This is a genomic window from Shewanella sp. SG41-3, assembly GCF_014164545.1.
GTDB classification, from domain to species: Bacteria; Pseudomonadota; Gammaproteobacteria; order Enterobacterales; family Shewanellaceae; genus Shewanella; species Shewanella vesiculosa.
In genome coordinates this window covers 160,813-187,478 of the sequence record NZ_JACJFJ010000004.1, presented here as the reverse complement: position 1 = coordinate 187,478, position 26,666 = coordinate 160,813, and the positions used below count along the sequence as shown (strand labels likewise).

23 protein-coding genes are annotated in these 26,666 nt (G+C 42.4%); 14 read left to right on the top strand and 9 right to left on the bottom strand.

Annotated elements, in window-relative coordinates; genetic code table 11:
- Window positions 1-29 precede the first annotated feature (29 nt).
- On the top strand, window positions 30-1,079 hold the full coding sequence (locus tag H5164_RS09230) for an MJ1255/VC2487 family glycosyltransferase (protein WP_182723353.1): 1,050 nt from the start codon (window positions 30-32) through the stop codon (window positions 1,077-1,079).
- Between the two features lie 87 nt (window positions 1,080-1,166).
- Here H5164_RS09230 and rsd read toward each other — a convergent pair whose 3' ends face one another.
- A complete protein-coding gene (rsd, locus tag H5164_RS09225) occupies window positions 1,167-1,634 on the bottom strand; it encodes a sigma D regulator (protein ID WP_124017266.1) in 468 nt (155 codons plus the stop codon).
- A 454-nt stretch (window positions 1,635-2,088) separates the two neighbouring features.
- Between rsd and hemE the strand changes: the two genes are divergently transcribed.
- The 5 genes from hemE (at window position 2,089) to H5164_RS09200 (ending at window position 6,599) form a co-directional block, all read left to right on the top strand.
- A complete protein-coding gene (hemE, locus tag H5164_RS09220; protein ID WP_182698426.1) occupies window positions 2,089-3,153 on the top strand; it encodes a uroporphyrinogen decarboxylase in 1,065 nt (354 codons plus the stop codon).
- A 252-nt stretch (window positions 3,154-3,405) separates the two neighbouring features.
- Window positions 3,406-3,666: a hypothetical protein gene (locus H5164_RS09215; RefSeq protein ID WP_220492682.1), complete on the top strand. Its 261-nt coding sequence runs from the start codon at window positions 3,406-3,408 to the stop codon at window positions 3,664-3,666.
- A gap of 6 nt (window positions 3,667-3,672) precedes the next feature.
- On the top strand, window positions 3,673-4,020 hold the full coding sequence (locus H5164_RS09210) for a hypothetical protein (protein WP_182698425.1): 348 nt from the start codon (window positions 3,673-3,675) through the stop codon (window positions 4,018-4,020).
- A 646-nt stretch (window positions 4,021-4,666) separates the two neighbouring features.
- Entirely contained in the window at window positions 4,667-5,218 is a 552-nt protein-coding gene (locus tag H5164_RS09205; protein ID WP_371696956.1) for a GNAT family N-acetyltransferase, read from the top strand.
- A gap of 40 nt (window positions 5,219-5,258) precedes the next feature.
- The gene (locus H5164_RS09200; RefSeq protein WP_182755740.1) at window positions 5,259-6,599 is read left to right on the top strand and encodes an FAD-binding oxidoreductase; all 1,341 of its coding nucleotides are present in this window, start codon (window positions 5,259-5,261) and stop codon (window positions 6,597-6,599) included.
- Here H5164_RS09200 and nhaC read toward each other — a convergent pair.
- From nhaC to purH, 4 genes are all read right to left on the bottom strand, one after another.
- Window positions 6,596-8,095 carry a Na+/H+ antiporter NhaC gene (gene nhaC, locus H5164_RS09195; RefSeq protein ID WP_182755739.1) on the bottom strand — a complete coding sequence of 500 codons (1,500 nt, stop codon included), beginning with the start codon at window positions 8,093-8,095 and terminating at the stop codon, window positions 6,596-6,598. The two genes, H5164_RS09200 and nhaC, sit on opposite strands and share 4 nt — an antisense overlap.
- A 352-nt stretch (window positions 8,096-8,447) precedes the next feature.
- A complete protein-coding gene (locus H5164_RS09190) occupies window positions 8,448-8,666 on the bottom strand; it encodes a hypothetical protein (RefSeq protein WP_182698421.1) in 219 nt (72 codons plus the stop codon).
- A gap of 256 nt (window positions 8,667-8,922) precedes the next feature.
- A complete protein-coding gene (purD, locus tag H5164_RS09185) occupies window positions 8,923-10,224 on the bottom strand; it encodes a phosphoribosylamine--glycine ligase (protein WP_182698420.1) in 1,302 nt (433 codons plus the stop codon).
- Window positions 10,225-10,436: 212 nt separating this feature from the next.
- The gene (purH, locus tag H5164_RS09180; RefSeq protein ID WP_124017273.1) at window positions 10,437-12,026 is read right to left on the bottom strand and encodes a bifunctional phosphoribosylaminoimidazolecarboxamide formyltransferase/IMP cyclohydrolase; all 1,590 of its coding nucleotides are present in this window, start codon (window positions 12,024-12,026) and stop codon (window positions 10,437-10,439) included.
- A 328-nt stretch (window positions 12,027-12,354) separates the two neighbouring features.
- Here purH and zntR point away from each other — a divergent pair, with 328 nt between their 5' ends.
- Complete coding sequence (gene zntR, locus H5164_RS09175) at window positions 12,355-12,816, top strand: Zn(2+)-responsive transcriptional regulator (RefSeq protein ID WP_124017274.1); 462 nt, start codon at window positions 12,355-12,357, stop codon at window positions 12,814-12,816.
- 2 nt (window positions 12,817-12,818) lie between these two features.
- Entirely contained in the window at window positions 12,819-14,324 is a 1,506-nt protein-coding gene (locus H5164_RS09170; protein WP_182755737.1) for an SO_0444 family Cu/Zn efflux transporter, read from the top strand.
- Window positions 14,325-14,450: 126 nt separating this feature from the next.
- Here H5164_RS09170 and H5164_RS09165 read toward each other — a convergent pair whose 3' ends face one another.
- A complete protein-coding gene (locus H5164_RS09165; RefSeq protein WP_182755735.1) occupies window positions 14,451-15,257 on the bottom strand; it encodes a S1/P1 nuclease in 807 nt (268 codons plus the stop codon).
- A 294-nt stretch (window positions 15,258-15,551) separates the two neighbouring features.
- On the opposite strand from H5164_RS09165, the gene H5164_RS09160 reads away from it, so the two are divergent.
- Window positions 15,552-18,725, top strand: a complete 3,174-nt coding sequence (locus H5164_RS09160) for a TonB-dependent receptor (protein WP_182741791.1) — start codon at window positions 15,552-15,554, stop codon at window positions 18,723-18,725.
- Window positions 18,726-18,863: 138 nt separating this feature from the next.
- Here H5164_RS09160 and H5164_RS20030 read toward each other — a convergent pair whose 3' ends face one another.
- Both H5164_RS20030 and H5164_RS09155 read right to left on the bottom strand, forming a co-directional pair.
- Window positions 18,864-18,986: a hypothetical protein gene (locus H5164_RS20030; protein ID WP_011635985.1), complete on the bottom strand. Its 123-nt coding sequence runs from the start codon at window positions 18,984-18,986 to the stop codon at window positions 18,864-18,866.
- Between the two features lie 267 nt (window positions 18,987-19,253).
- Window positions 19,254-20,192, bottom strand: coding sequence for a LysR family transcriptional regulator (locus H5164_RS09155; protein ID WP_124017278.1), 939 nt, complete (start codon window positions 20,190-20,192; stop codon window positions 19,254-19,256).
- Between the two features lie 96 nt (window positions 20,193-20,288).
- On the opposite strand from H5164_RS09155, the gene H5164_RS09150 reads away from it, so the two are divergent.
- The 4 genes from H5164_RS09150 to H5164_RS09135 are packed head-to-tail and all read left to right on the top strand — an operon-like array spanning window position 20,289 to window position 23,851.
- Window positions 20,289-21,383: an HlyD family secretion protein gene (locus H5164_RS09150; protein ID WP_182755733.1), complete on the top strand. Its 1,095-nt coding sequence runs from the start codon at window positions 20,289-20,291 to the stop codon at window positions 21,381-21,383.
- A gap of 1 nt (window position 21,384) precedes the next feature.
- A complete protein-coding gene (locus H5164_RS09145) occupies window positions 21,385-23,016 on the top strand; it encodes a DHA2 family efflux MFS transporter permease subunit (protein WP_182755731.1) in 1,632 nt (543 codons plus the stop codon).
- Between the two features lie 44 nt (window positions 23,017-23,060).
- Window positions 23,061-23,519 (top strand): GNAT family N-acetyltransferase, encoded by a 459-nt coding sequence (locus H5164_RS09140; protein WP_182723362.1) that lies wholly within the window; start codon window positions 23,061-23,063, stop codon window positions 23,517-23,519.
- A 14-nt stretch (window positions 23,520-23,533) separates the two neighbouring features.
- Window positions 23,534-23,851, top strand: coding sequence for a putative quinol monooxygenase (locus H5164_RS09135; RefSeq protein ID WP_182755728.1), 318 nt, complete (start codon window positions 23,534-23,536; stop codon window positions 23,849-23,851).
- Between the two features lie 164 nt (window positions 23,852-24,015).
- Here H5164_RS09135 and H5164_RS09130 read toward each other — a convergent pair whose 3' ends face one another.
- On the bottom strand, window positions 24,016-25,044 hold the full coding sequence (locus H5164_RS09130; protein WP_182755726.1) for a porin: 1,029 nt from the start codon (window positions 25,042-25,044) through the stop codon (window positions 24,016-24,018).
- Between the two features lie 799 nt (window positions 25,045-25,843).
- Here H5164_RS09130 and tcdA point away from each other — a divergent pair.
- Window positions 25,844-26,647, top strand: coding sequence for a tRNA cyclic N6-threonylcarbamoyladenosine(37) synthase TcdA (tcdA, locus tag H5164_RS09125; protein ID WP_404948420.1), 804 nt, complete (start codon window positions 25,844-25,846; stop codon window positions 26,645-26,647).
- Window positions 26,648-26,666: the final 19 nt, after the last annotated feature.

The window sequence follows — 26,666 nt, the reverse complement described above, 5'->3', positions numbered from 1 at the left end:
TAATAAGCCGTCAAGGAAAGTGAGCTAACATGAAAATTTTGTACGGAGTTCAAGGCACTGGGAATGGCCATATTAGTCGTGCTCGTGTGATGTCTAAAGCGCTTAAGCAACAGAATATTGATGTTGATTTTTTATTCTCTGGTCGCGCACCCCAACATTATTTCGATATGCAATGCTTTGGCGATTATCAGACTCGCAGTGGTATGACATTCGTGACTGAAAGTGGCCGTGTTAATACTGCAAAAACGGTCATGTCCAATATGAAAACCTCAATCTTATCTGAGATAAAACAGTTAGATTTATCAGGTTATGATTTAGTGTTGAATGATTTTGAACCCGTGAGTGCCTGGGCTGCAAAGCAACAAAATGTTCCATCAATTGCCATTAGTCATCAGGCGGCATTACAATATCCAGTGCCTAAACAGGGTAATAGCTGGTTTAATGAGTATTTACTGAAACATTTTGCTCCAGTGGATATTGCTTTAGGCTGTCACTGGCATCACTTTGGCTTTCCTATTTTACCTCCTTTTGTTGAGGTCTCACCCAATGGCGGCGATCATAGTCATCAAATTCTGGTGTATTTACCGTTTGAGGATGCCGATAGCGTCGCTGAATTTTTAGCACCCTTTGATCAATACCACTTTTTTGTTTATCACAGTACACAACCTTTGAAACCGTTGTCGGATCACATTCATTGGCATGGCTTTGATCGCGATGGTTTTAAGCAGCACATGGCGCAGTGCGGTGGCGTTATGGGTAATGCTGGTTTTGAGTTAGCCAGTGAAGCGATGACATTAGGTAAGAAATTATTAGTTAAACCTCTACAGGGACAGTATGAGCAATCAGCCAATGTTGCAGCGTTACAATTACTCGCCGCCGCAGATAGTATGCAAACGTTAGATCCTGTGGTGCTGAAACGCTGGTTGAAAAGTCCATCACCTAAGCCTATCGCGTATCCGCAAATAGGAGATGCATTGGCTAAGTGGATAAAAATGGGGGATTGGCAGCAACCGCAAGAGTTATGTCAACAATTATGGTCACAAGTTGAGATACCTGAAAACTGGCGTAAGCGTCAATAATATTGGCAGTAATATAAACTTGTTATAGTAAAATTCCCACGGCATTTAAAAGTGCGTAAACGTCGCACTTTTAAGCAACCGTTCCACTTAAGGAAGGCGTTGGTATAGTAGTTCTATTAGCTCATCTTCTAATTCGAAACGTGACTCCATTGCTTGTGCCAAATGGGATAAATCGTTGTCGAGTTGATACAATACTTGTTCGTCTACCGCATCGGTATATTTATCATTAAAGTCTAATGCGATGTCAGTGCTTTCACTTATCATTGGCAATAAGCCGTTAGCGGTTTCTATACTGGCTTCACCAAACTTTTCACAGGCTTTAACAACATTGTTGTACACCTCAAAGTGGCCTTCCGAAACATAATCAACTAATTGAGCGCAAAACTGTTTTACTTGATCCATGCTAGGAAGTGATTTTTCGCTGCGAGAATAGGGTGCTAAACCTGCAACGATAAAATATTGGATTAATAATTTACGGCGATGATTAATCCATTGGTCGATCAAATTATGAGAACCACCCCAGCGTTTCTCTGCTTTTTCTAATTTAGTTAGCATGTTTTCTCTCTAATTAGCCGTTTTTCTATAACAACTAATGTATTGGACAAAGTATATAACGATCAACTGTTTTATTTTATTTGCCTAGGAATAAGCCATTTTTGTGCAAAAGACATCAGATATTAAAACCACACTGATAAAAAAACCCGTGATGGGCATGCCATCACGGGGTAACTAAGTTTTCAAAGGCTCGATGTGTCGGGCTTCTTGATTGTTCTTGCTAGCGCACACTTTTTATACCAAACCCGATAACTCGACGCAACTTTTAATCCGATAAATTGCGATTTACACATCAGAGTTGTGCGTTTTGTGAGCATAAGGGCGGTTGTGCTAATAAAATCGCCAATAGATTTAGGATTAGCTCACATAAATTCGGCATCAGTGGTTACATTAATCGCGTAAGTGCTAAACTAACGCCCAGCAGAAATCATAACAGTCTAGGAACAAAGTCCACATGGCAGAATTAAAAAATGATCGTTATTTACGTGCGTTGCTAAAGCAGCCAGTCGATGTCACTCCAGTTTGGATGATGCGTCAAGCAGGCCGTTATTTACCTGAGTACAAAGAAGTTCGTGCCCAGGCTGGTGACTTTATGTCGTTATGTCGTAATGCGGAACTCGCTTGTGAAGTGACATTACAGCCATTACGTCGTTATGATTTAGATGCTGCGATTTTATTCTCAGATATCCTGACTGTGCCAGATGCAATGGGCCTAGGGTTGTACTTTGAAGCGGGTGAAGGCCCTCGTTTTGAGCGTCCAACTGACACAATCGATGCCATTAAAAAATTATCTATTCCTGATCCAGAAGACGAGCTAGGTTATGTAATGCGTGCTGTGAGCACCATTCGCCGCGAATTAAATGGTTCAGTGCCATTAATCGGTTTCTCTGGTTCACCTTGGACTTTAGCCACTTATATGGTTGAAGGCGGATCAAGCAAAACCTTCGAAAAAATTAAGCGTATGGCCTATGCAGAACCTGCTGCATTGCACATGTTATTAGACAAGTTAGCAGACTCAGTAGTGTTATATCTTAATGCTCAGGTGGCTAACGGCGCACAATCGTTAATGATATTCGACTCGTGGGGCGGTGCATTATCGCATCACGCTTACCGTGAGTTCTCATTACGTTACATGCAAAAAATTGTTGATGGTTTAACCCGTTTTGCTGACGGCCGTAAAGTGCCTGTTACTTTGTTCACTAAGGGCGGCGGATTATGGTTAGAGTCTATGGCTGAAACCGGTTGTGATGCATTAGGTTTAGATTGGACTGTTGATATTGGTGATGCTCGTCGCCGCGTAGGTCATAAAGTGGCTTTACAAGGCAACATGGACCCATCAATGTTGTATGCTACGCCAGAGCGTATTCATCAAGAAGTTGATCAAATTCTAGCAAGTTACGGTGAAGGTACTGGCCATGTATTTAACTTAGGCCATGGCATTCATCAACATGTTGATCCTGAACATGCAGGTGCATTTATCAATTCTGTGCATGAGTTGTCTGGTAAATACCACAAGTAATTTAGTGGTACTGACTAACAAAAAGCGAATCTTCGGATTCGCTTTTTTGTTGCCAAAATTAAAAGTTGTTTGATGTTTTTCTAACATCGTGGCCTTAACCAGGCCAAAAGTGCTAGAACGACTAAACCGATTCAAATTTCGTCTGCAAAAGAGCTAAGATCATTAAGTAAATTTGCTGGCGCAGCTAAATTTGGTGGTAATGCTCTATTACTGCTGGATGTTCACTCTCGAGCGACAGGAGTAAGGGATACCTTGGAGAGCGGCGGTAATTGGGAAAAACAGGCTTTGCAAGAAACTGTCGGTTTTTCTGCAGGTTTCGCGGCTGGAACTGTCGCAGCAGGTAGTGCTTATAGCATTGGAGTTGGTATTGCGCTAGCATTTACACCAGTTGGATGGGCTGTTGTGATTGGTGTTGGTGCAGCCGCTTCTGTTGGTTTCCTTGTTGGGTTGGGTTTCGATACAGCAGGTAAAAAAATTACGGGTAAACTTTATGATGCAAGCAGTAATTGGTAATTGATGATGGAAAATTATGAAAGTATATTTTGGTTGTGTTGCTGTATTCCGTTAGTCAATTTCTTTATAGCTTATTTGGTTTTTGCGCAAATGACCGTCCACCCTATAGAGAAGAAAATTAAGGCTTCAGGTGGAAGCATACCGGAATGGGATAATATGGGGATGAGAATTCCGAGTTATGCTGTAGCAATGCTCTTACCGGTTAAAGTAAAGGCTGCACAAGCTATAGATGAAGATTCTGTTCAGAAGTTTACTTCTAAAAGTGATAAAAAAAGAGCTATATATTTTATGTGCTCATTTGTCATTATATTAATACCAGTGATGGCTGGCTACTTTATATTTGGTCCCAATTAGAGCCCGAGAAATTCATTTATTATAAGTACCTTTATATTCAACTAAAAGTATTGAGATCCTCATGTTTTCAATTACAACAAATTCAACCTCTAACTCTGCGTTCCAAGCTCTATCTTAAATTCACTGCCTACACTCAGTTGACTGTCTATTCCAATGATATATTTCAATAAGCCTAATAACTGTCTGATGATGGCAGCCCTACGCCGAACTGTGGCAGGCTTTGATTAGCGTTAAACGACAATGTGATTATCGGCAACTGTTTAAGAGCATCAAGGGTATACCTGCGCCAGAGTCGCGCACTAACAAGTGTTTTTGACCATTGTGGAGTGCATTGATGATTTGACTTTTGCATCCGGAGGGAGTGTAACGCAGGGCATGATCGGCCAATTTGTGAGCCTATTTGGCCATTTTCAAGAGAGGTAAACTCTAAAACTTTGTCTGTAGATGTTTGCTGGCCAATGTTCAAGCTGTCATGGATTTGGATGATCTAGTATAGGATCATAATCAAAATTCTTTATTTAATTGCGACCCGTATGAATAAGGAGTTTCAACTGATTTTTGCCAATTTATTACAAAGGCTTAACATCGTAGCCGCTAATATAGGCGTGTGCTAAAGTGTGTTAACACTCATAATAATAAAATGAATATGATTAGAGAGCTTACTGCCACTGACTTTGACGCGGTGATCAACTTAGGTGAAATCGTCCACGGAAGTGGCTATATGGATTTGGCTGAACTAACAGCTATTTACCATAAAGGGATAAAAAAGGGCATTAATGCCAATTTTGTCGCACTTGAAAATGAACAACTTATTGGCTTTCGGTTAACGTATGCCGCAGGACAATGGCCGCAAGATCAATGGTGCACTGTTGATCGATGGGGCGTTGATTTTAATGATGTGTGTTATTTCAAATCAAACACCATTGCTGAATCTGGCCGCGGCCAAGGGCTTGGTGGTAAGTTGTTAGCAGCCTCTAAAGCGGCAGTCATGGCACAAGGCGCTAAGGCGGGAGTGAGTCATTTATGGCAGCAAAGCCCTAATAATGCTGCGGTGCGTTATTTTACCAAGGCAGGTGGTAAGCTGATCAAGCAACATCCTCAGCGCTGGCATCAACGTTATATGGGCGAAGATTATATTTGCGTATTATGTGGTGAAGATTGTCACTGTGTTGCCTGCGAAATGTTGCTGGTATTTTAATGTCTACTGTCTAAATCAGTAATAAAAAAAGAAGACTAATATGTACGATCCGCTGATTAATTCACACCCCAATAAGCAAAAGTTCGCCTCCAGTTATTGGGCAAGCACCCAAGCATTACCCGAGCCGACGGCACCATTATTGGGCCGCCAAAAAACTGATGTCGCTATTGTCGGGGGCGGCTATACCGGCTTATTAACGGCGTATTATTTAGCAACCGAATTCAATATTGATTGCCATGTACTTGAGGCCAACCAAGTCGGTTTTGGTGCCAGTGCCCGCAATGCCGGTTTTGTATTAAAAGGCTCGGGTCGTTTAGGTTATGCGGCAATGACTCAGCGTTGGGACTTAGCGACGACTAAGGGGATATATGATGAGTTTACTCAAGCAGTGGCTAGAGTTGATGGTCTGATAAAACAGCACAGTATTGCTTGTGAACCCCAAGAGGCGGGATACTTAAAAGTAGCGCATAATCCCAAGGCGCTAGTGTCGCTACAAAATGCCGCCAATTATATTCAACAAAACCTAGCAAGTAGCCAAGATTCAGGCGCTGAATTTATTTCAAGCCAAGACTTTCGGACGCAGTATTTAGATCATCATCAAGCTTTTGGTGCGCTTCGCCTAAAAGACGGTTTTGGGGTCAATCCGTTAAAGTTACTGCTCGGTTATAAAGCGATGGTGCAAGCTCAAGGGGTGACGATTTCTGAACAGTCGTGCGTGTTAGATTGGATTGAAGAGGGCGGCAAACATCGTCTGATCACCGACAGTGGGGAACTGGTTGCCAATAAAGTGATCATGGCTGGCAATGCTTATACACCTAAACGGTTTAATCACCGCGTAGACGATAAGTTTTTACCAATACTAAGCAATGTTATTGTGACCCAGCCGCTTACCGCTCAAGAGCTTACAGAAGCGGGTTTACATACTCATCAAGTGACCATGGATACCCGTATTTTAAAATACTATTACCGATTATTACCCGACAACCGTTTATTGTTTGGTGGCCGAGGCGCGGTGTGGGGTAAAGATGCTGCTAACCCTGTTTACGGCGAGCGTTTAAAAATGGCGTTAAATAAGTGCTTTCCAAGCTTAACTAATAAAGCCATTGCCTATAATTGGACCGGGTGGATTGCTGCCGCCATGGATGATATGCCTCATGTGTACAGCAAAGGTGGTGTGGGGTATAGCCTAGGATATTGCGGTGCTGGAGTGTCTTTTAGTAGCCAAGCTGCGTATCGCTTAGCGCAAAGTATTGCCGGTGAAGCTTTGCCCAATCTACCCTTGTATCAGCAACCACTGCCGAGATTCCCCTTTACCCAAGCAAGGCGGCTTGGGCAATGGGGTTATTATCATTATGGCTGGTTAAAAGATCGCTTTGGTTAACCGACCACTTCACCTGTGCTGATTTTAGTTTCGTCTAATGGCTCAATTTTAAAATTAAAATAAGCATAAGAAGCGCTCACCAATGGGCAAACTAGGTTAAAAAAGGCATAGGGTAGGTAAGCGATAGTTGCAACACCTAGGGTACTTGCCATAAATGCGCCACAGGTATTCCAAGGTACTAGTGGGCTGGTTACTGTTGCTGCATCTTCTAGTGTGCGGCTTAAATTAACTGCGGCTAATTTACGGCGAGTGTACTCTACTTTTAACATTCTGCCTGGCAGTACGATGGCAATGTATTGGTCTGCAGTAATGATGTTAGCACCAATACACACTCCCAGAGTGGTAATGATCAAACTGGTGGTACCGCTTACTACAGTAAGAATGCTTTCTAAAATGCGGCTTAATAATCCGGTCACTTCCATCACGCCACCAAAGGCCATCGCACACAGTATGAGCCATACTGTCGTTACCATACTGCTCATGCCGCCGCGACTTAATAAGCTGTCTAATACAGCATCACCAGTGTTAGCAACATAGCCGTCAAACATGGCTATCCAGATACCTTTCACGAGGGCGACAATGGGTAGCAAGGTGTCATCATGTACAAAGGCTATCACGTTATCAAACTGAAATAGCGCTGCACATACCGCGCCCGCCAAGGTGCCTAATATGACCGTTGGGAATGCTGGCATTTTTCGGTTCGCTAAATATAACACCACTAATAATGGTATTAATAAATGCATTCCCGGATGATAAGTTTGCTCCAGTAATGCCAGAGTATCGGTCAGTTGATTTTCAATTGGTGCGGCATCTGCGGTCAGGCCTAAAAAGGTAAAACCAATAAGTGCAATGATAATGCTGGGTACAGTGGTCCACGTCATGTGGCGAATGTGGCTAAAAATATCTGTACCCGCAACGGCTGGAGCAAGGTTGGTGGTGTCTGACATTGGCGACATTTTGTCACCAAAATAAGCGCCACTGATAATAGCGCCAGCAGTGATATTAACATCTAATCCCATCGCTGAAGAAATTCCCACCAAGGCAATACCAAGCGTACCGGCTACTGTCCAAGAGCTACCAATACTCAGCGCGACTACTGCACACAGTAAGCAGCAGGCGGTGTAAAAATAATCAGGGTTAAGGATTTGCATACCGTAATAAATCATCGTCGGTACTGTACCAGCGAGAATCCAGGTACCAATCAGTGACCCCACGCTGAATAAAATCAGCAATGCGCCTGTGGCTACGCCAATACTTTTTACAATACCGCGCTCCATTTGATTCCAGCTATAACCATTTTTATAACCGATAATCATCGCAATACACGCCGCCAGCACTAGGGCAATTTGGTTAGCGCCAGAGGAACTGTCTGATGAAAAAAGATACACTGCCGCCGCGAGCATAATAATTAGTGCAAAAACGGGGATAAGAGCATCGAATAAAGTAGGTTTTTTGTGCTCGGATGGAGATGGGTTTTGTGGCGCCGATTGAGACATAGTACTTCCCTTGTTGTTATTATTTTTGACCAATATCTCATTCGTGTGAGTTGGCTAAGTGTTATCGTAATAGGTTGGTAACTTATTCGTAACAGGTCCACATCCTGACATAAAAATACCTGTTAAGTCGAACATTGTTGGGCTTAACAGGTATTTTTATGATGGGGTTTTATTACTGTTAACTATGAGTGTGCTTGGTTAAGTACTTTGTGTGGTTATATATGTGATATATAAGGTTTAGTGTGAATAAATAGCCGCTGAGGATACCTGGTGTTACCAGACGTATCCTCATGGAAACGAAGAGCGTTAATAGAGCGATATGCGCAATACATCAGTATTGCTATGATACAGATTATTTATTTAAATGACTTATTATGGTCTTTTCAGCATCTGCTTTAGTCGCCTTTCCTTTGACTACATCAAGTTTTGCTGTCGCGCTGTGACCTGTCATGTCTTCTGCAATATGTAACCAATCAGGATGCCAATAAAAAGAGGTTCCTGACACGGTATTCCAATTGTGTACCCCTGATTTTTCACCTTGATAAATCAGGTCGCCGCTAGAAAATTTCATTTAATCCTCCAAAATCTTTATGAATAGGCTATCTAAAGTACAGAAGTTGAAAGAGCTGAAAAGCTCATCACACTCCTTTGGACTTAGTAGATTGCGCCATGGGATAAGATGTTTTTGTGATCTAAATCAAAAAAATGGCTGATGATGGATAATCTAAACAGTAATTAATTTTTCGCACTACGTTGTTAATAATGAAAAATCCCTGAGATGTTGCCATCACAGGGATTTTTATAATGGGCTAAATGATACTCGCTATTTATCCTTTAGCTTGCTCACGAGCTATTGCGCGATAAGCAATATCGGTACGGAAATAGACATCATCCCAGTGGATGGTGTTCACTAATGCGTAAGCCGCTTTTTGTGCTTCAGTGACGGTATTTCCTAATGCGGTAGCACATAACACGCGGCCACCATTCGTCACTGCATGGCCGTCTTTGATGCAGGTTCCTGCATGGAACACTTTCCCGTTAGTATCGCCAAGGGTTAAGCCGTCAATCACATCGCCTTTGTTATACGCGTCAGGATACCCGCCTGCAGCCATAACAACACCAACAGCCGCACGTGGGTCGAAGTCTGCAGTGACTTTGTCTAATTCGCCACGAGTCGCGGCTAAGCAAAGCTCCACAATATCAGACTGCAAACGCATCATGATCGGTTGGGTTTCAGGATCACCAAACCGGCAATTATACTCAAGCACTTTGGCGCTACCGTCTGGTGCAATCATTAGACCTGCGTATAAAAAGCCAGTATAGACATTACCTTCAGCCGCCATGCCATCAACCGTTGGGCGAATAACATTAGCGATAGTCCAGTCGTGTACAGCTTGTGTTACCACTGGAGCTGGTGAGTATGCACCCATGCCGCCAGTGTTAGGGCCGTAGTCGCCATTATCACGGGCTTTATGGTCTTGGCTGGTGGCCATAGCAAGAATATTTTTGCCGTCTACCATAACGATAAAGCTGGCTTCTTCACCTGTTAAAAATTCTTCAACCACCACGCGTGAACCAGCATCACCAAACTTATTGCCTGCTAGCATGTCATCAATGGCGGCATCAGCTTGGGCTTGATCTGCGGCGATAATCACCCCTTTACCCGCAGCCAAACCGTCGGCTTTAATCACAACTGGAAAGCCTGTTTTGCTCGTCAGTTCAGTCACGTACGCTTTAGCTAATGGAATGTCAGTAAAGTTTGAATACTCAGCTGTAGGAATATGATGACGGGCTAAAAAGTCTTTCGTGAAGGCTTTTGAAGATTCAAGCTGCGCAGCGCCTTTAGTTGGGCCAAAAATCGCTAAACCAGCGGCATTAAAAGCGTCAACGACACCTAACGATAATGGAACTTCTGGGCCGACAATTGTGATTGCAATAGCGTTATCTTGGGCAAAGGCGACTAAGGCGTCAATTTGCTCTACATCAATGGCAACGTTTTCTAATTTTGGTTCTAAGGCAGTACCGGCATTACCGGGTGCAACAAAAACTTTTTCAACTTGAGCAGACTGAGCGGCTTTCCAAGCTAGAGCATGTTCACGACCGCCGCCACCAATTATAAGTACCTGCATCTTTAATCCTTTTATAGCTGCGCTATGTTCTCTATTTCTGCTTCAAGCATGCTCACTTATCCTTATAAGCTGCGCGTGCTTTCATTGAACTAGAAAATAATAGCTACGCTCTAATTCGTTTAAACAAAATTTAAAAAGTATCGCTTGTTATCTACTTTTACAAAAACATTTAGCAAAGCAAGATTGATAAGCGATACCCATATTTGCGTTTATTAGTGGCGGAAGTGGCGCATGCCAGTAAATACCATGGCCATACCGTGCTCGTCAGCTGCAGCGATGATTTCTTCATCGCGAATAGAACCACCCGGTTGGATAATGCAGCTAATACCAGCCGCGGCAGCGGCGTCGATACCATCGCGGAATGGGAAGAAGGCATCTGATGCCATTACTGAATTTTCAACCACTAGACCTTCATCGGCAGCTTTAATACCCGCTATTTTAGCTGAGTAAACGCGGCTCATTTGGCCTGCTCCCACACCGATCGTCATGCCATCTTTGGCGTAAACAATAGCATTCGATTTAACAAACTTAGCCACTTTCCAGCAGAACATTAAGTCTTTTAATTCTGCAGCAGTGGGTTGACGCTTAGATACCACTTTAACGTCGGCTAAGTCGACCATGCCTTGGTCGCGATCTTGTATTAATAAACCGCCATTAACGCGTTTGTAATCGAGCGTTGTGGTTTTGGTATTCCACTGGCCACATTCGAGTAAACGCACATTAGCTTTAGCGGCAATAATATCGCGAGCAGCTTGGCTCACTTTCGGGGCGATAATCACTTCAACAAACTGACGGTCAACAATCGCTTGCGCAGTGTCAGCATCTAACTCTTGGTTAAAGGCGATGATGCCACCAAACGCTGAGGTTGGGTCGGTTTTAAATGCGCGGTCATAAGCTTCTAACAAGTTAGCGCCTAATGCAACGCCACAAGGGTTAGCATGTTTAACGATAACGCAGGCAGGGCCTTCAAATTCTTTAACACACTCAAGGGCAGAGTCTGTGTCGGCGATATTATTGTAAGACAGTGCCTTACCTTGTAACTGAATCGCACTGGCAACAGAGGCTTCATCAATTTGGGTATCAACATAAAACGCCGCTTTTTGATGGCTGTTTTCACCGTAGCGTAAATCTTGCTTTTTAATGAACTGAGAATTAAACGTCCGTGGGAATGTTGAGTCGTCATGGCATTCGTCGTTACTGTGCGCCGGAACCATAGTGCCAAAGTAATTAGCAATCATACCGTCATAGGCGGCGGTATGTTCAAATGCGGCAATCGCTAGGTCAAAACGCGTTGCTAGCGTGGTGCTGCCGTTGTTAGCTTGCATTTCTGTAATGACGCGACGGTAATCTTTTGCATTAACCACAATCGTAGTGTCTTTGTGGTTTTTCGCGGTTGAACGCACCATGGTTGGGCCGCCAATGTCGATGTTCTCAACAGCGTCCGCTAAGGTACAACCTGGTTTTGCAACGGTTTCTGCAAATGGATACAAGTTAACAGCAACTAAGTCGATAGGCTTAATGGCGTTTTGTTCCATGACGATTTCGTCGATACCACGACGCGCTAAAATGCCGCCGTGAATTTTTGGATGTAAGGTTTTAACACGACCATCCATAATTTCTGGGTGACCTGTGTAGTCAGAAACTTCAATTACCGGGATGTTGTTGTCTGCAAGTAGTTTTGCAGTACCGCCCGTAGACAGGAGTTCGACACCTTGTGCATGCAGCGCTTGTGCAAACTCAAGGATTCCAGTTTTATCTGATACGCTTAATAGCGCGCGACGAATTGGTCTGACATTATTCATGTAGGTACAGGGTCCACTAGTTTGATTTTAAGGATCTTTCGTAAAACAGAATCAGGCTAAGTCTGCTTTACCAAAGTCCCTCATAGTGTTTTTACGATTGCTTAATACCTTCTAGGCCGACTGTGTTGTGATCAGGCGGACGTATTTTATCGTAATCCGCTTCTTTAAGGTGTTTTTTCTACGTGATTTCACAATATTGAAATAAGAACAAAGATACGCAAACATAATCATTAAACAACCCTTGACCTTGGATTAAACTCTAAGGTTTATACTCGGGTAAAATCTACACTAGATTGATGGCTTCATTATCTCAAGCGGCGGTGACGATATGTATCGAATAGGCGAACTTTCTGCCTTGTACGACATTAAGGCTGACACATTACGGTTTTACGAAAAACACGGCTTATTATCACCATCAAGCCGTTCAGATGCCGGTTATCGACTCTATAACAGTAGTGATTCCGAGCGACTTAAATTTATTTTACGTGCTAAAGCGGTTGGTTTTTCGCTTAATGAAATTGCCGATTTGCTGTCTATTGAAGTGGACAAGTCAAACCGTGCATGTGCCGATGTTAAAGGCTTAGTCGATACTAAGCTTGAGCAAGTCGAAGCCAAGTTAGCTGAGCTACAACATTTTGCCACTTCACTGAAGAGTTTATCGAATACCTGCTGTGGCGGACCTGATAGTGCTGAGCATTGCTCAATACTTGAAGCGTTAGAGTCGTCAGACAAACACATTATTGCTAAAAAAGAACATCATCATTTTTCTCAACCAGGTCATAAGGATTAAGCATGTTATTGACCAATTTTCTGCACTTATTTTTAGAGTCTGCTCCGTGGTTGTTACTGGGTCTAGTGCTTGCTGGGCTATTAAAAGTATTTGTGCCTATGGTATGGATGCAAAAGCAACTCGGTGGCCATGGAATGAAAACCGTGGTGAAGGCGGCATTATTAGGCGCGCCTTTGCCTTTATGTTCCTGTGGTGTTATTCCTGCTGCAGTCGGTTTGCGTCGAGCTGGCGCCTCAAAAGCGGCGACCACCTCTTTTTTAGTATCGACCCCAGAAACGGGCGTTGACTCTATTACCGTATCCTATGTTTTGCTCGGGCCTTTTATGGCTATTGTGCGTCCGATTGCGGCGATTACCAGTGCGATAGTGGCGGGGTTGTTAGTCGGCCGTGATGACGATGACGGTATTCCAGCATCAGCATCTGCAAAAGGGCAAACGGCAACAGATGCCTCAACAAGTGCCAAAGCAGTTTCATCGTGTTGTGGCTCTAAATCAACGCCTAGTCCTGAAACAACATCAACACATAAAACCCCTGCTAGTACAATGCAAACTGCTAGCGTAAAAATGACGGCGATTAACTCAGCATCAGTTAAGCCTGAGTCTGTGTTGAGCCCGATGGCGCCAGCGCGTTCATTTTCAACCAATACTGCAGAAGCAAAGCAGAGCTGTTGTGCCTCTAAAGCCGCTGATAAACCCATTGAATCTATACCCTCAAGCTGTTGCAGCGCGACAGTAAAAGATGAAGTAAAACACGAGACAAAAGATGAAACGGTTACATCAAGCTGTTGCAGTAGCAAAATTGAGCCGCAAGCTGAAGTGACACCAACAAGCAGTTGTTGCGCCTCTAAAGCGCAAAGCCAGGCGCCAAGTGAGAGCAGTGATCAAGCCAGTTGCTGCGCTTCGACCCAAGATATGGCAACAGAATTGAAGCACAACAGCGTATTAAGCCGAGTGTTATCGGGTTTGCATTACGCCGCAACAGATTTAGTTAAAGACACAACTTTGTGGCTATTAGTCGGATTATTTTTTGCAGCCTTAGTGCAAACTTATGTTCCAGCGGACTTTTTAGTCAAATGGGGCGACGGTATTCTGGCGATGTTAGTGATGGTACTGGTGTCGATCCCTATGTACATCTGCGCCACAGCTTCAACCCCCATTGCTGCTGGTTTGCTATTAGCTGGGGTATCACCAGGTGCAGTATTGGTATTTATGATGGCGGGGCCTGCGACCAATATTGCCACTTTAGGTGTGGTGACTAAAGAGCTAGGTAAGCGCGCATTATATGGCTATCTTGGTGGCGTGATTGGTGTAGCGTTAGTCTTCGGCATATTAGTCAATTATTTAGTCGATACCTTTGGTTTTGAAGTGATGCCGCAAATTGGCCAGGAGCATGCTTTATTACCTCAAGGCATCGTGGCTGTTTCTGGCATTGTGCTTGCGGTGTTAATGGCCAAAGTATTGTGGGACATGATCCCAAAAGGCCATAAAGAGAAGGGCTGTTGCTCGTAATCTGTTACGCCAAATAGGTTAACTAAAGTGAGTTAAGTACATAACAAAGCCAGTGATAAATATCACTGGCTTTTTATTAAGCTAAACATTGCTGTCCTACAATAAAGATAATAACTAGTAATAGCGCTAGTTAAAAATAGCATTGAGTTTTTCTGCCAATCTGATGCCTGCTTGCTGCAATCGCTGCTCGATAATTGGTTTACTGGTAAATACATAGTTAAAACGTAAATCGTCTTCACCTTGATAATTCTGTTCGAGCTGGTAAGCACCTTGCCTTAATGCTTTTGACTCATCTGCCCATTGGTAATAGCTTTGACCTATCCACTTTTGGCGTTGTTGCTCGTTAATACGCTTTAAAAAATCACTGTACTCTGTATAGCTTAACTGCTGCTGTTCTATTAGTTTGCTGTCCCACACTGTATGCAAATTTGTTTGTTCACCGAACCACTTCAAATTAACGGTATTGCCACCTTTATCATGGCTATGACCCACATGTAGCGGTTGGTGAATGTCGCCAACAAAATGTACGTAAAATGCCAATGCTTGCCATTTTTCTTGCTGGCTGGCTTTAGGGTTTGCTAATATTTTTTCAAAGCGTTGTAAACTTTCGATGATATCGCCATCAGGATTACGCTTAACGGTCTTCCATGTTTCATCGTCTTCAATTGAAATGTAATGCCATGGGGCAGCACGATCCCAAGTCTTATCTGAGCGGATTTCATCTGCCCAAGTCGACATTTGTGCTAAGCCTTCGCCATCTGTCAGTTGGTTTATTTGCTGTTGAGCTGTTGGGGATAAATTGGCTTGAGCGATTTGGCCTATAATTCTGTGACCTAATTGACCAAATGCTTTGGCTGGGAGGCTGAATGTTAAGGTGAACAAAGCACAGCTCACCAGCAATAACATGTTATTCAGTAAAACAGACGATTTCATAAAAAATTTCCCATTCATTATTGTTTCTAAAGCAAGAAGCGCGTCTTTAATGTGCCAGCATACGAGATGATTTTTATGTCGTGACACAGACTCGAGTCGCGACTATATAGCAACAATATGACATTTATGTGTTACTCCAAAGTTGTTTTTCTGTGGCTTTTTTCGTTTAAAAATGACATTAAAATGCAACATATCGACCTTAGACTTCGCCCTGAAGTTTTTGCTCTATTGATTTACCAAGCCCGATAAACGGGTAACTAAACATTAAAATATAAAAATATTCAGGGGTTTGAAATGTTGCTTAATCATAAGATGAGTCGTCTCGCGCTGGCGACATGTTTTGCTATGGGAATTGCTCTACCTGCAATGGCGGCCGATACCGCATCTGATATTCGTGGTCAGATTATAGGACCTGCGGGTAATGCTGTGACTGATGCAAAAATTACTATTATCCACCAGCCAACCGGAACTGTTACTGAAGTTCCTGTGAGTGCCAACGGGCAGTTTACTGCCCGCGGTTTGCGTGTCGGTGGTCCTTATATTATCAAAGTTGATTCTGATGTGTTTGCTGACACAGTTGAAGACAATGTCTACTTAGGATTAGGCGAAACATTCCGTTTTAACCGCACGCTAGAGGCCATTTCTGCTATGGAGCGTGTAGGTGTCGTTGGCAATGCGAGTTATTATCGAAGCGCCGGCAGTAACAGTGATTTTGGTGAGCAAGATATTGCTAATGCACCCGGTATTAGCCGTGATTTAAAAGATGTATTACGCCAAAACCCAATGGCTGTTGTGGGCACTGACGGTATTTCAATGAGCGTGGCAGGCATGAATCCACGTTTTAACACTTTCGTCGTCGATGGTATTTCTCAAAACGATGATTTTGGTCTTAATTCAAATGGCTATCCAACTCAGCGTTCACCTATTTCTATCGACGCAGTAGAGAGTGTTGCCCTAAACGTATCGCCTTATTCCGCTCGTAGTGGTGGCTTTACGGGTGCGCAAATTAACGCGGTCACTAAGTCTGGCACCAATGATTTATCTGGGACGGTTTTTTGGGAAACCACCAACGATAGTATGGCTGGTGATGGTAAAGACCAAGACTCTGGTGACACCTTAACCCAAGATTTTGAAGAAACCACATTTGGTGGCACGGTTGGCTTTCCTCTAATTAAAGATACCCTGTTTTTCTTTGGCTCATATGAAAACTTTGATGCGCCAAAATCAGCTGAGTGGGGGCCAAAGGGCGCTGGTTTTGCCAATGAGTCAGATGTGACTTCAGAAGAGCTTATTCGAATTGAGCAAATTGCCCAGTCTGTTTATGGTCTTGATAGCATTGGCGGTTACACCACCTCACCACAAGAAAAAGATGAAAAAATCTTAGCTAAAGTGGATTGGAATATTAATGACCAACACCGTGCTAGTTTTACTTACCAATCGACCGTAGGTAATTTAACTAACAACATGTCATCGAATAGTTCGTCATTAAAATTATCAAGCACTTGGTATGATAAAGAAGAGACTTTAGAAACCTACGCGGCAAACTTATATAGCGATTGGACTGACGATTTTAGTACTGAGATCAAAATTGCTTATAAAGATACCACCACTAAATCGAAAACCATTGATGACTTAGGCATTGGTATGGTGTCGGTACAAACTTTCGAAAAGTCAGGTGATAAAGTTATTTTTGGTACTGACAGTTCTCGCCAAGCAAATGAATTAAATAACCAAAATCTTGAGCTACGTTTTGTGGGCGACTATTACTTAGGCGATCATGATATTGGCTTTGGTGCTCAATACAATAGCGTCGAAATATTTAACTTATTTGCTCAAGATGTGTTGGGAAATTGGGAGTTTGATTCCATTGATAACTTAGCGACAGGGACTGTCGATGGTTTCCGTTATCAAAATGCAACTTCGGGTAATCCAAATGATGTAAGTGCCAATTTTAACATGGACACCTTGGCATTATTTGTTGAAGACACATGGGATATTACGGCCGATTTAGAGCTCACGTTCGGCATGCGTTATGAAACCATTAGCATGTCAGATAAACCAGCCATAAATGAAAATTTTGTTAATCGATATGGTTTTGCTAACAACGAAACCTTAGATGGCCAAGATATTTGGTTACCTCGCGTAGGGCTTAAATACCTGTTAAGCGATGATGTGACCCTATACGGTGGTGTGGGTCGTTACAGTGGTGGCTCGCCATCAGTATGGATTTCAAATAGTTTTTCAAATGATGGCAACAGCTTATTAAGCTATAACGATGGTTGGAACCCAGCTTGGGGCACCCCAGATTTTGGTAACGTCCCTGCTGATGCTCAAGCGGGGTTAGTCGGGGGCGACGGTAATGTTAATGCCATCGATCCTAACTTTGAGTTACCTTCTGACTGGCGTGCAAGTATTGGTTTTGACAGTACATGGGATTTAGGTGCTTTAGGTGATAATTGGTTTGTGGGTGGTGAATTTTTATACATTCAAAAAGAAAACGACTTAGCTTGGGTTGATTTAGCCCGTCGCCAAGTGAAAACCGATGCCACTGGCCGTGTGGTATACGAAACATGGGACCCATTAGCCAATAATGGTGCTGGTGGTAATACCGAGCGTTATGACCTCATGTTAACCAATGCAGAAGAAGATGGCTCAAGTAAGACGTTAAGTTTCTCGATTGCCAAAGAGTGGGATATGGGTCTTAGCATGCGTGCGGGCTATGCATATAACTCAGTTGAAGAAGGCAACCAAGGCTCGTCATCTACAGCAACGTCTAATTATCAATATACTCCAGTACAATATGATCGTAATGGCACCACTATGGGGACTGGCTATTATGAAACACCGCATCGCTTCACCTTTAGCTTGGGTTATGATGTAGAGTTTGTTGCAGGTTATAACTCTAGCTTTAACTTATTCTACGAAGCTCGTGAAGGTAACCCATTAACCTGGACACTAGGTTCATATCGTGATGGTAATTTAGGTGATCAAAGTAAGTTTGCTGGCGCATCATATTACTTACCTTACATTCCAACAGGTGCTGATGATGCCAATGTTGAATATGCGGGTGGATTAACTTATGAGGAGTTTAAAGCGGCTATTGATGAAATTGGTTTAGGCCAATATGCCGGTGGTATAGCACCAAAAGGTACTGACAACCAGCCATGGATACATCAGTTAGACTTCCGCTTTACGCAAGAGTTGCCAGGATTTACTGACGAGCATAAAGGTATTTTATACTTTGATATCAAAAACGTACTTAACCTAGTTAATGAAGATTGGGGCGTGGTTGAATACCAAAGTTTTAATAATGCTAAGTTAGTTGATCATGACTACAATGCGACGACGGGAGTTTATACTTATTCTGTTCCATTTGGCCAAGATGGTATTGAGACTAACAATTACGATACTTATGACATCAACAAATCAGCTTGGCAGCTTAAAGTGGGCGTGAAGTACAAGTTCTAGCCATCTGTTAAGTAGAATGCTGTTAAGCAGGGCGCGAATAAATAAGCGCTAAACAAAAAATACCGAGCAATTAGCTCGGTATTTTTATGTGCTCAGCATGCCTGCATCAAGCTATTTATAGGTTAAACGACGCATAAATTATTTGATCTTGCTGGCAAAATTTTCAGGTGAATTTTTTGACTGCTTAACTGCACGTTTCTCTTTTAAAGATAATGCCGGTTTTTTCTTCGCTTCTTTTGAATTATTACGTTCTTTGCTCATTTGTATAGCTCCTAGCGCGCATTATGCGTGACTAATAAATGTAATGTGTGTGGTTAGTATTGCAGCAGACAATGGATCAGTCGCTTAATACTTACCTAGCCTTTGAACAATTTCCTGAACCAAACTTATCATTGATATTGCGAATTAATAGTGCGAAAGCTGACCTCTATGATCTCAATTAATCACTTTATTGAGTTGATACTAGCACCTAGTCAGTTAAAAATATCTATATATCCTATAGATTATTTTGTGCTTAAAAACTCATCTTTAATTATGATTGTTTTGTACTATAAAGTCGGGGATTTCCAGCACACCATCTCCCCAACGCTGAAACAGGGCATCATATAAAAATTCGATGAATACTCGGTATTTTCGTGGGAGATATATTCGCTTGGGAAAGCTGAGTGTGACCTTAGTTTGCATCATGGGGAAATCTTCTAATACTGGCAGTAGTTGCTTACTATCAATAGCTTCTTGAGCAATAAAAACCGGTACCGCGGTAATACCTAGGCCTTCAATGGCTGCCTCTCGGGCAAAGGTAACATTATTGACCTTCAGCTGTGCTGGTGGATCGAGATCTAGCCATTTGATGCCATCAAAAATACGCCAGCCACCATCAATATGGGCCGATTGAAGCTTGATTGCAGTATGATTCATTAAGTCCTGCGGTGTTGCGGGAGCTCCATGACGTTTAAGGTAACTTGGACTTGCCATTAATTGTCTGCTTGCGGTCACCAGAGAGTAACTTTGCAGCTTTGGATCGTGTTGTTCGGTAATTTGAAATAAGAAATCGACGCCTTCTTCTATTACATCTACTTTGCGGTTAGTCAGTTCTGCATCAATGGTAATGTTGGGATAAGTCGCCAAAAAACGCGCAAGAATCCTCCCCAGATATAACTGACCTAGCTCGATAGGACAAATTACTTTTAAATTGCCTTTAATATCTTGTTGGCTTGCGCTGAGTAAGTCTTCGGCATTTTGTAAATCTTGCAAAATTTTACTGATGCGATGGTAATAACTCGAACCCGCTTCGGTCAGTTTTAATGATCGAGTGGTTCTAAATAGTAATAGCACACCGGCATCGGCTTCGAGTTCAGCAACCTTTCTGCTCACTGTGGCTTTGGTGATCCCTAAAGCTTTGGCTGCACCAGTAAAACTGCCTTGTTCAACCACCTGTGAGAAAATTTGTACACGATTTAGATCCATATTGTTACACCTGTGGAACAGTGGGTTATATTTTTACTATCTAATAAACTAAAGGAAACAGTAGTAAACTAGGCGAGAATAAATTAGGAGTCAAACATGTCTATCAATAAGCGCTTAGTATTAGTGCCAAGTATTATCCTTGTATTAGTTGTTGCCGGTGTTTATTGGTGGTCACAAGTTCGATTTATAGAATCAACGGATAATGCTTATGTCGAGGCCGATATTTCTAATATCAGTGTCAAAGTGCCAGGTTATATTGTCCAGTCTACCGTGGTAGATAATCAACATGTCAGCAAAGGTGAACTATTGGCTCAACTTGAAGATAGCCAATTTGTTGCCAAGCTAGCCCAAAGTAAAGCCTTATTAGCCAGCTCGCAAGCTAACTTGCAAACCTTGGCGGCGAAGGTTGATTTGCAGCAAGCGTTAATTAATCAGGCTAAGGCTGCTGTTGTGGCCTCACAGTCTGAACAGTTAATCGCCCAGCAACAATTAAAACGTTCACAAAAATTAAAAGTCAGTAATTACAGCTCACAAAATGATGTTGACCAACTTCAGGCGGGTTTCGATTCTGCCTCGGCACATGTCGATGAAGCTCAAGCTGCATTGGTGGCTAAACAGCGTGAATTATCAGTGTTTAATGCTCAGCTATTGCAAGTGCAAGCAGATGTTAAGCAGGCTGAGGCTAGTGTCGAATTAGCCAATATTCAATTGGCTGATACACGCGTTACAGCGCCATTTTCAGGCATTATAGGTAAGCGTGGTGCCATGGTAGGCCAGTATGTTCAACCGGGACAGGCATTGTTTAGTTTAGTACCAGATACTCAAGTGTGGGTAACGGCTAACTTTAAAGAAACTCAAATTGAGCACATGCAAGCAGGACAAAGCGTTAACGTCAGTTTAGATGCCTATCCTGATGAGGTGTTTAGTGGATTTATCGACAGCTTAGCTCCAGCATCGGGCTCTAAATTTAGCTTGTTACCTGCAGAAAATGCGACCGGTAACTTTACTAAAATTGTTCAACGTATTCCGGTGCGCATTCGGCTTGAACGAAAGCAGTCTTCATATGCTATCGGACGTATTTTGCCTGGACTGAGTGCGGTGGTTGAAGTCGATACTGAATCTGCTGCTCAATCTCAGGCGCTGGCTAAGTCGTCCGCTGATCAAACCACGTTAGCGGCAGCAGGGCATTAATATGAGTCAATCAACTGCAGAGGTAAATGCTTCTGAAGTTAGCTCTGCTAGTAAACAGGATGATAAACCGACTGGGTACCAGCGTGGTAGTGTCCGATCTTGGATAGCCGTTGCGGGCGGCCTAATTGGTGCATTTATGGCGATTTTGGATATTCAAATCACCAATGCGTCGATGAAAGAGATCCAAGGTAGTTTAGGCGCCACTTTAGAGGAGGGTAGCTGGATTGCTACCGCCTATTTAGTGGCAGAGATGATCGCGATTCCCCTTTCGGGTTGGTTAAGTACCGGATTATCGACTCGACGTTATTTACTCTGGACCACAGCGGCTTTTATCTTGGCATCGATATTATGTTCTTTGTCTTGGAACCTTGAGTCGATGATTGCTTTTCGTGCCTTGCAGGGGTTCTTCGGTGGAGCATTAATTCCGTTAGCATTTAGACTCATACTTGAGTGCTTACCTGACAATAAACGTGCGATGGGCATGGCTTTGTTTGGGGTGACGGCCACATTTGCCCCTTCTATTGGGCCGACGCTGGGAGGCTGGTTAACTGAGCAATTTAGTTGGCATTATTTATTTTATATTAATGTTCCGCCAGGCTTATTTGTAATGGCGATGTTAGCTTATGGTTTAGAGCGCAAACCCATTATTTGGGAAAAGTTAAAAGATGCTGATTATTCCGGTATTGTGACGATGGCACTGGGTATGGGCTGCCTAGAAGTGGTGCTAGAAGAGGGCAATCGTAAAGACTGGTTTGGTTCAGAGCTTATTCGTAACCTCGCGATAATTGCCGCCATTAATATCAGTCTATTTATTTGGATTCAGTTACGTAAAGCACAACCCTTAGTCAATATCCGTCTGCTTGCTCAGCGTGATTTTGCCTTGTCTACAGTGGCATATTTTTTACTCGGTATGGCATTATTTGGGGCCATTTACATGATCCCCTTATATCTATCACAAATTCATGACTACACTCCGTTAGAAATAGGTGAAGTCATTATGTGGATGGGTTTTCCACAATTACTGGTGCTACCTTTAGTGCCTAAGTTAATGCAGAAGTTTGATCCGCGTTATCTGGCTGCACTTGGATTCGCTTTATTTGCCACCAGTTATTACATGAATAGCAATATGACTCTTGATTATGCGGGTGATCAGATGATTACCTCGCAAATAGTACGTGCCTTGGGTCAACCGTTTATCTTAGTTCCTATTGGTATTTTGGCGACCATGCATTTAAAACCACATGAAAATGCTTCGGCATCGACTGTGCTCAATGTGATGCGTAATTTAGGTGGGGCGTTTGGTATCGCTTTGGTGGCAACATTAACCGATAACCTCGCAAGGGGGCATTTGGCACACATAAAAGAAACTTTACCCGCCGTGAGTTCGCAAGCCTATAATTATATCGCTCACACCAGTTCGATATTACAGACTGCTGGCTCGGACGCTGTAAGCGCTAACTCGCAAGCTTATGCTTTACTTGCTAAAACCATGTCACAACAAGCGTATATTCAAGCCTATAATGATGTGTTTTTTATTATGGCATGTTTTCTTTTTATCGCAGTCTTTGCAGTATTATTTATTCGAAAACCCCCAGAAAAAAGCCCATCAGATGAGCCTAGTGAGATACATTAATCATGCTAATATGGCACATAGAGCAGGGATAAATAAGGTTTGTGATGACATTACAATGGGTAGATGTTGGCTTTTCTGAATTGACGCTGGAACAACTTTATGGGTTATTACAACTTCGAGTTGATGTGTTTGTGGTGGAACAAAATTGTCCGTACCCTGAGTTAGATGGTAAAGACAAACATCCGCAAACAAGGCACTTACTTGGGCTGGACGAGCTTGGCCATGTTGTGGCCTATAGTCGTGTGTTAGCACCTAGTCTGAGTTATCCTCAGGCCAGTATTGGCCGTGTTGCTGTGGCGAAAGTAATACGGGGTCAGGGGATTGCTAATCAATTAATGCAAAGAGCTATTAGTATTGCCAAACGACATTGGCCCAATGACAATATCCAAATCGGTGCGCAAGATTATTTACGTCAGTTTTATCAACAGCATGGTTTCGTAGTTAATTCTGCAGTGTATCTTGAAGATGGGATTGAGCATTTAGATATGCTGTTAATTTATTAATGTAAGGAAAAATAATGTCAGATTACGCAATAAATACCCAACAAATTGTTTGTGTCGCTCAGTTTACCGCTAAAGCAGGAAAACGCGATGCCTTAGTGGCTGCATTGGCAAGTTTAGTTCCAGATACTCTACGTGAGCTAGGCTGTATTCGTTATGAACTGAATATCAGTATAGATGATGACAATAAAGTCGCCTTTGTGGAAAAGTTTGTCGACCGAGCTGCGTTTGATCAACATTGCGCTAAAGATGCGATTGAGCATTATTTTCACCATGTGATGCCAGAGTTGGTTGAGTCACATCATGTTGAAGTGTTCAATCAAGTGATTGCTTAGCTGACGGTTGTTAATCGTAAAGTGCAACAGCCTAATTTTAAATCACTTTTTAACATCTGATGACCACATCGTAATGATGGTATTACAAATACAAAAATGCCAGTCTACATAGACTGGCATTTTTAATCATTTATGCTGTTAAGCCGAAGCGGCTAGCACTATGATTAGAAGTCGTAACGTGCACCAACAGTGAAGATATTGTCATCTTCTAAATCAACAGTAGCAGTACCGACTTTGTGGTCGCCTTCATACATAGCATAGTGACCATAAACTAAGGTTGACTTAGAGATACGATAGTCAGCACCCACAGTAATTTGAGTGATATTTACGTCTGTACCTGTCGCTTCTTTAATATTTTTGTAGTAACTACCAAAACCAGCTTCATCTTGACCGTATTCAGCTTTTAAGTTTACGCCGTTTAGGTTGTAAGATACGTTAAGGAAGAAAGAATCACCTTCTTGATCAGTGGTTTGGCTTTCAGTGTTTTGGTATAAACCACCAAGCTTGAACTCACCTAGCTTAACTTGCGCCACACCACGATAAGCATCAATACCACCAATAGTGTTATAAGCTGCAGCAATATAATAAGGTTGTGCTTTAAGACCTTTGTCACCAAAGGTTGCACTTAATGCATATTGGTCTTCATCTGAACCTTCGTAGTTGTCATCCATTAAATAAGTTGCGTTTAATGTGACTAAACCAGCAATCACTGGTGAGTAGTACCAAATACCGTCAGCTCTACGTAATTGGCCACCAATCATACGATCGATATCGGCGTTAAAGTTACCGAATAAATCTATGCCACCTTCAGATTGTTTGAATACTGTATCGTTACGGCCGACTAACACAGTACCAGCGTCACTTTTTAAACCTAAGAATGTGTTACGCGCTTTAAATACGACTTCGTCACTGCCATTTTTGCCTTCAGTTTGAGTGGTATTTTCAACTTGGAATTCCATTTGGTATAACAGTTCAATACCGTTAGCAAACTTTTCACTGCCTTTTACGCCTAAGTTAGAAAAGTTGTTTTCTAATACTGTGCCTTCTTTACCATTTTGAGTTGTAGCGCCTTTATCAGAATTAGTCACAGCTAAATCTAAACGACCATAGAAACTTGGGCCTTCAGCAAGTGTAGCGAAAGAAACTAATGTGAGTACTGATGCTACCGATGCAGAGATTAAGGTTTTTTTCATCTTTCATGCTCCCTAGAACGTTATGTTCTATATTCCATTTTTCATGGTTTTAGTTAGTGAAGTTTGTCGCAGATTTAATTCTGTAACAATCTGGTGCAGATTTTCACAGATTTAGTTCCTTCATAGTGTGGGCTAGATCAAATAAACAAGCCCAACTTGAAATTTTGTCGATAAATCTGTGATATCAGCGACCATCTGTGTAATTAAATCAATATATGTCTTAAATCTGCCTCTTAGGGGCGTACCTATTTATGTAAAATCGGCTAGCGCTCAACCACAAAAGTTGCAGAATTGTATTTTAGTCCATGTTAATTTAATCATCGCGAATATTGAATGATAAATTGATCTCTTTAGTCTAATAAGGTCATAAATTAAGCATTTTTTAAGCGTTTTGTGATAATCGATTAGTTTGAGCGACCCATTTATATTTGATTACCTCCAGAGTGAGGCCTTTATTGACCACTACAAAATGCTGTTCCTGGCTTATTGCGAAGATTAATTGCTTGTATTAATTCGTAATAGACGTGCTCTTGAGGTATCAATCCACTTTTTAGTAACTAAAGTGTCAGTTTTATTTGGATAGTTTAACCACAGGTTATTTTTGATTGCTTTATCGCAACACTTATCCAAGTTGATGTGGAGCATTATCAGTAAATGCTTACATCAGATGCTTATGAATAACTTGAACCGCCACCTTAATCAGATTCATGTCGAGCAAATCGTGACAAACGTTTAGCTTTGGCGATAAATCGTTTAAAATTAGCCGCGAAAAAAATAGTCGTTAATTAGGGCGTAACCAATGTTGTCAGAATCTTATACTCATCGTTTTGCTGGTGTCGGCCGTTTATATGGTCAAGCAGCACTCGCGACTTTTTCAAAAGCACATGTGGTGGTTGTGGGTATCGGTGGCGTCGGAACTTGGGTCGCTGAAGCTCTAGCGAGAAGTGGTATAGGACAGATCACTCTTATCGATTTAGACGATATTTGTGTTACCAATACCAATCGCCAAATACATGCATTAACCTCTACTATTGGCCAATCAAAAGTCGAGGTTATGGCAAAACGCATTGGTGAAATCAATCCCGAGTGTGTGGTTAATGAAGTAGAAGATTTTATTACTTTAGACAATCTGGCGGAGTATTTTAAGCCTGCCTCACAGGGTGGTGATATTGATTATGTGATTGACTGTATTGATGCGGTAAAACCTAAAGCAGGTTTAATTGCTTGGTGTAAGCGCAATAAAATTGCCCTAGTGACTATTGGTGGTGCTGGCGGCCAAACCGATCCGACCTTAATTCAAGTGACTGACTTGGCTAAAACGGTACAAGATCCATTGTTGGCAAAAGTGCGCAACATATTACGCAAAGATTATAATTTTACTAAAAATATTCAGCGCCGTTTTGCGGTAGAGGCGGTGTTTTCGACCCAACATCTAGTCTATCCTCAAGCTGATGGCAGCGTATGCAACACTAAGGAAACAGCACAAGGCAGTATGCGGATGGATTGCGCTTCTGGTTTTGGCGCCATTACCATGGTGACGGGAACATTTGCTTTTGTTGCTGTGAGTCGTGTACTGAGTAAATTAGCCGCGAGAACAGTTTAGCATCGTTAAGTGCTGCTTT

Coding starts and splice junctions, on each gene's coding strand:
- H5164_RS09140 (WP_182723362.1), top strand. CDS start 23,061: ATGACATTACAATGGGTAGATGTTGGCTTTTCTGAATTGACGCTGGAA.
- zntR (WP_124017274.1), top strand. CDS start 12,355: ATGTATCGAATAGGCGAACTTTCTGCCTTGTACGACATTAAGGCTGAC.
- H5164_RS09155 (WP_124017278.1), bottom strand. CDS start 20,192: ATGGATCTAAATCGTGTACAAATTTTCTCACAGGTGGTTGAACAAGGC.
- H5164_RS09190 (WP_182698421.1), bottom strand. CDS start 8,666: ATGAAATTTTCTAGCGGCGACCTGATTTATCAAGGTGAAAAATCAGGG.
- purD (WP_182698420.1), bottom strand. CDS start 10,224: ATGCAGGTACTTATAATTGGTGGCGGCGGTCGTGAACATGCTCTAGCT.
- tcdA (WP_404948420.1), top strand. CDS start 25,844: ATGTTGTCAGAATCTTATACTCATCGTTTTGCTGGTGTCGGCCGTTTA.
- H5164_RS09135 (WP_182755728.1), top strand. CDS start 23,534: ATGTCAGATTACGCAATAAATACCCAACAAATTGTTTGTGTCGCTCAG.
- H5164_RS20030 (WP_011635985.1), bottom strand. CDS start 18,986: ATGAGCAAAGAACGTAATAATTCAAAAGAAGCGAAGAAAAAACCGGCA.
- H5164_RS09165 (WP_182755735.1), bottom strand. CDS start 15,257: ATGAAATCGTCTGTTTTACTGAATAACATGTTATTGCTGGTGAGCTGT.
- H5164_RS09210 (WP_182698425.1), top strand. CDS start 3,673: ATGGAAAATTATGAAAGTATATTTTGGTTGTGTTGCTGTATTCCGTTA.
- nhaC (WP_182755739.1), bottom strand. CDS start 8,095: ATGTCTCAATCGGCGCCACAAAACCCATCTCCATCCGAGCACAAAAAA.
- H5164_RS09200 (WP_182755740.1), top strand. CDS start 5,259: ATGTACGATCCGCTGATTAATTCACACCCCAATAAGCAAAAGTTCGCC.
- H5164_RS09130 (WP_182755726.1), bottom strand. CDS start 25,044: ATGAAAAAAACCTTAATCTCTGCATCGGTAGCATCAGTACTCACATTA.
- purH (WP_124017273.1), bottom strand. CDS start 12,026: ATGAATAATGTCAGACCAATTCGTCGCGCGCTATTAAGCGTATCAGAT.
- H5164_RS09170 (WP_182755737.1), top strand. CDS start 12,819: ATGTTATTGACCAATTTTCTGCACTTATTTTTAGAGTCTGCTCCGTGG.
- H5164_RS09230 (WP_182723353.1), top strand. CDS start 30: ATGAAAATTTTGTACGGAGTTCAAGGCACTGGGAATGGCCATATTAGT.
- H5164_RS09205 (WP_371696956.1), top strand. CDS start 4,667: ATGATTAGAGAGCTTACTGCCACTGACTTTGACGCGGTGATCAACTTA.
- H5164_RS09160 (WP_182741791.1), top strand. CDS start 15,552: ATGTTGCTTAATCATAAGATGAGTCGTCTCGCGCTGGCGACATGTTTT.
- H5164_RS09145 (WP_182755731.1), top strand. CDS start 21,385: ATGAGTCAATCAACTGCAGAGGTAAATGCTTCTGAAGTTAGCTCTGCT.
- rsd (WP_124017266.1), bottom strand. CDS start 1,634: ATGCTAACTAAATTAGAAAAAGCAGAGAAACGCTGGGGTGGTTCTCAT.
- H5164_RS09150 (WP_182755733.1), top strand. CDS start 20,289: ATGTCTATCAATAAGCGCTTAGTATTAGTGCCAAGTATTATCCTTGTA.
- hemE (WP_182698426.1), top strand. CDS start 2,089: ATGGCAGAATTAAAAAATGATCGTTATTTACGTGCGTTGCTAAAGCAG.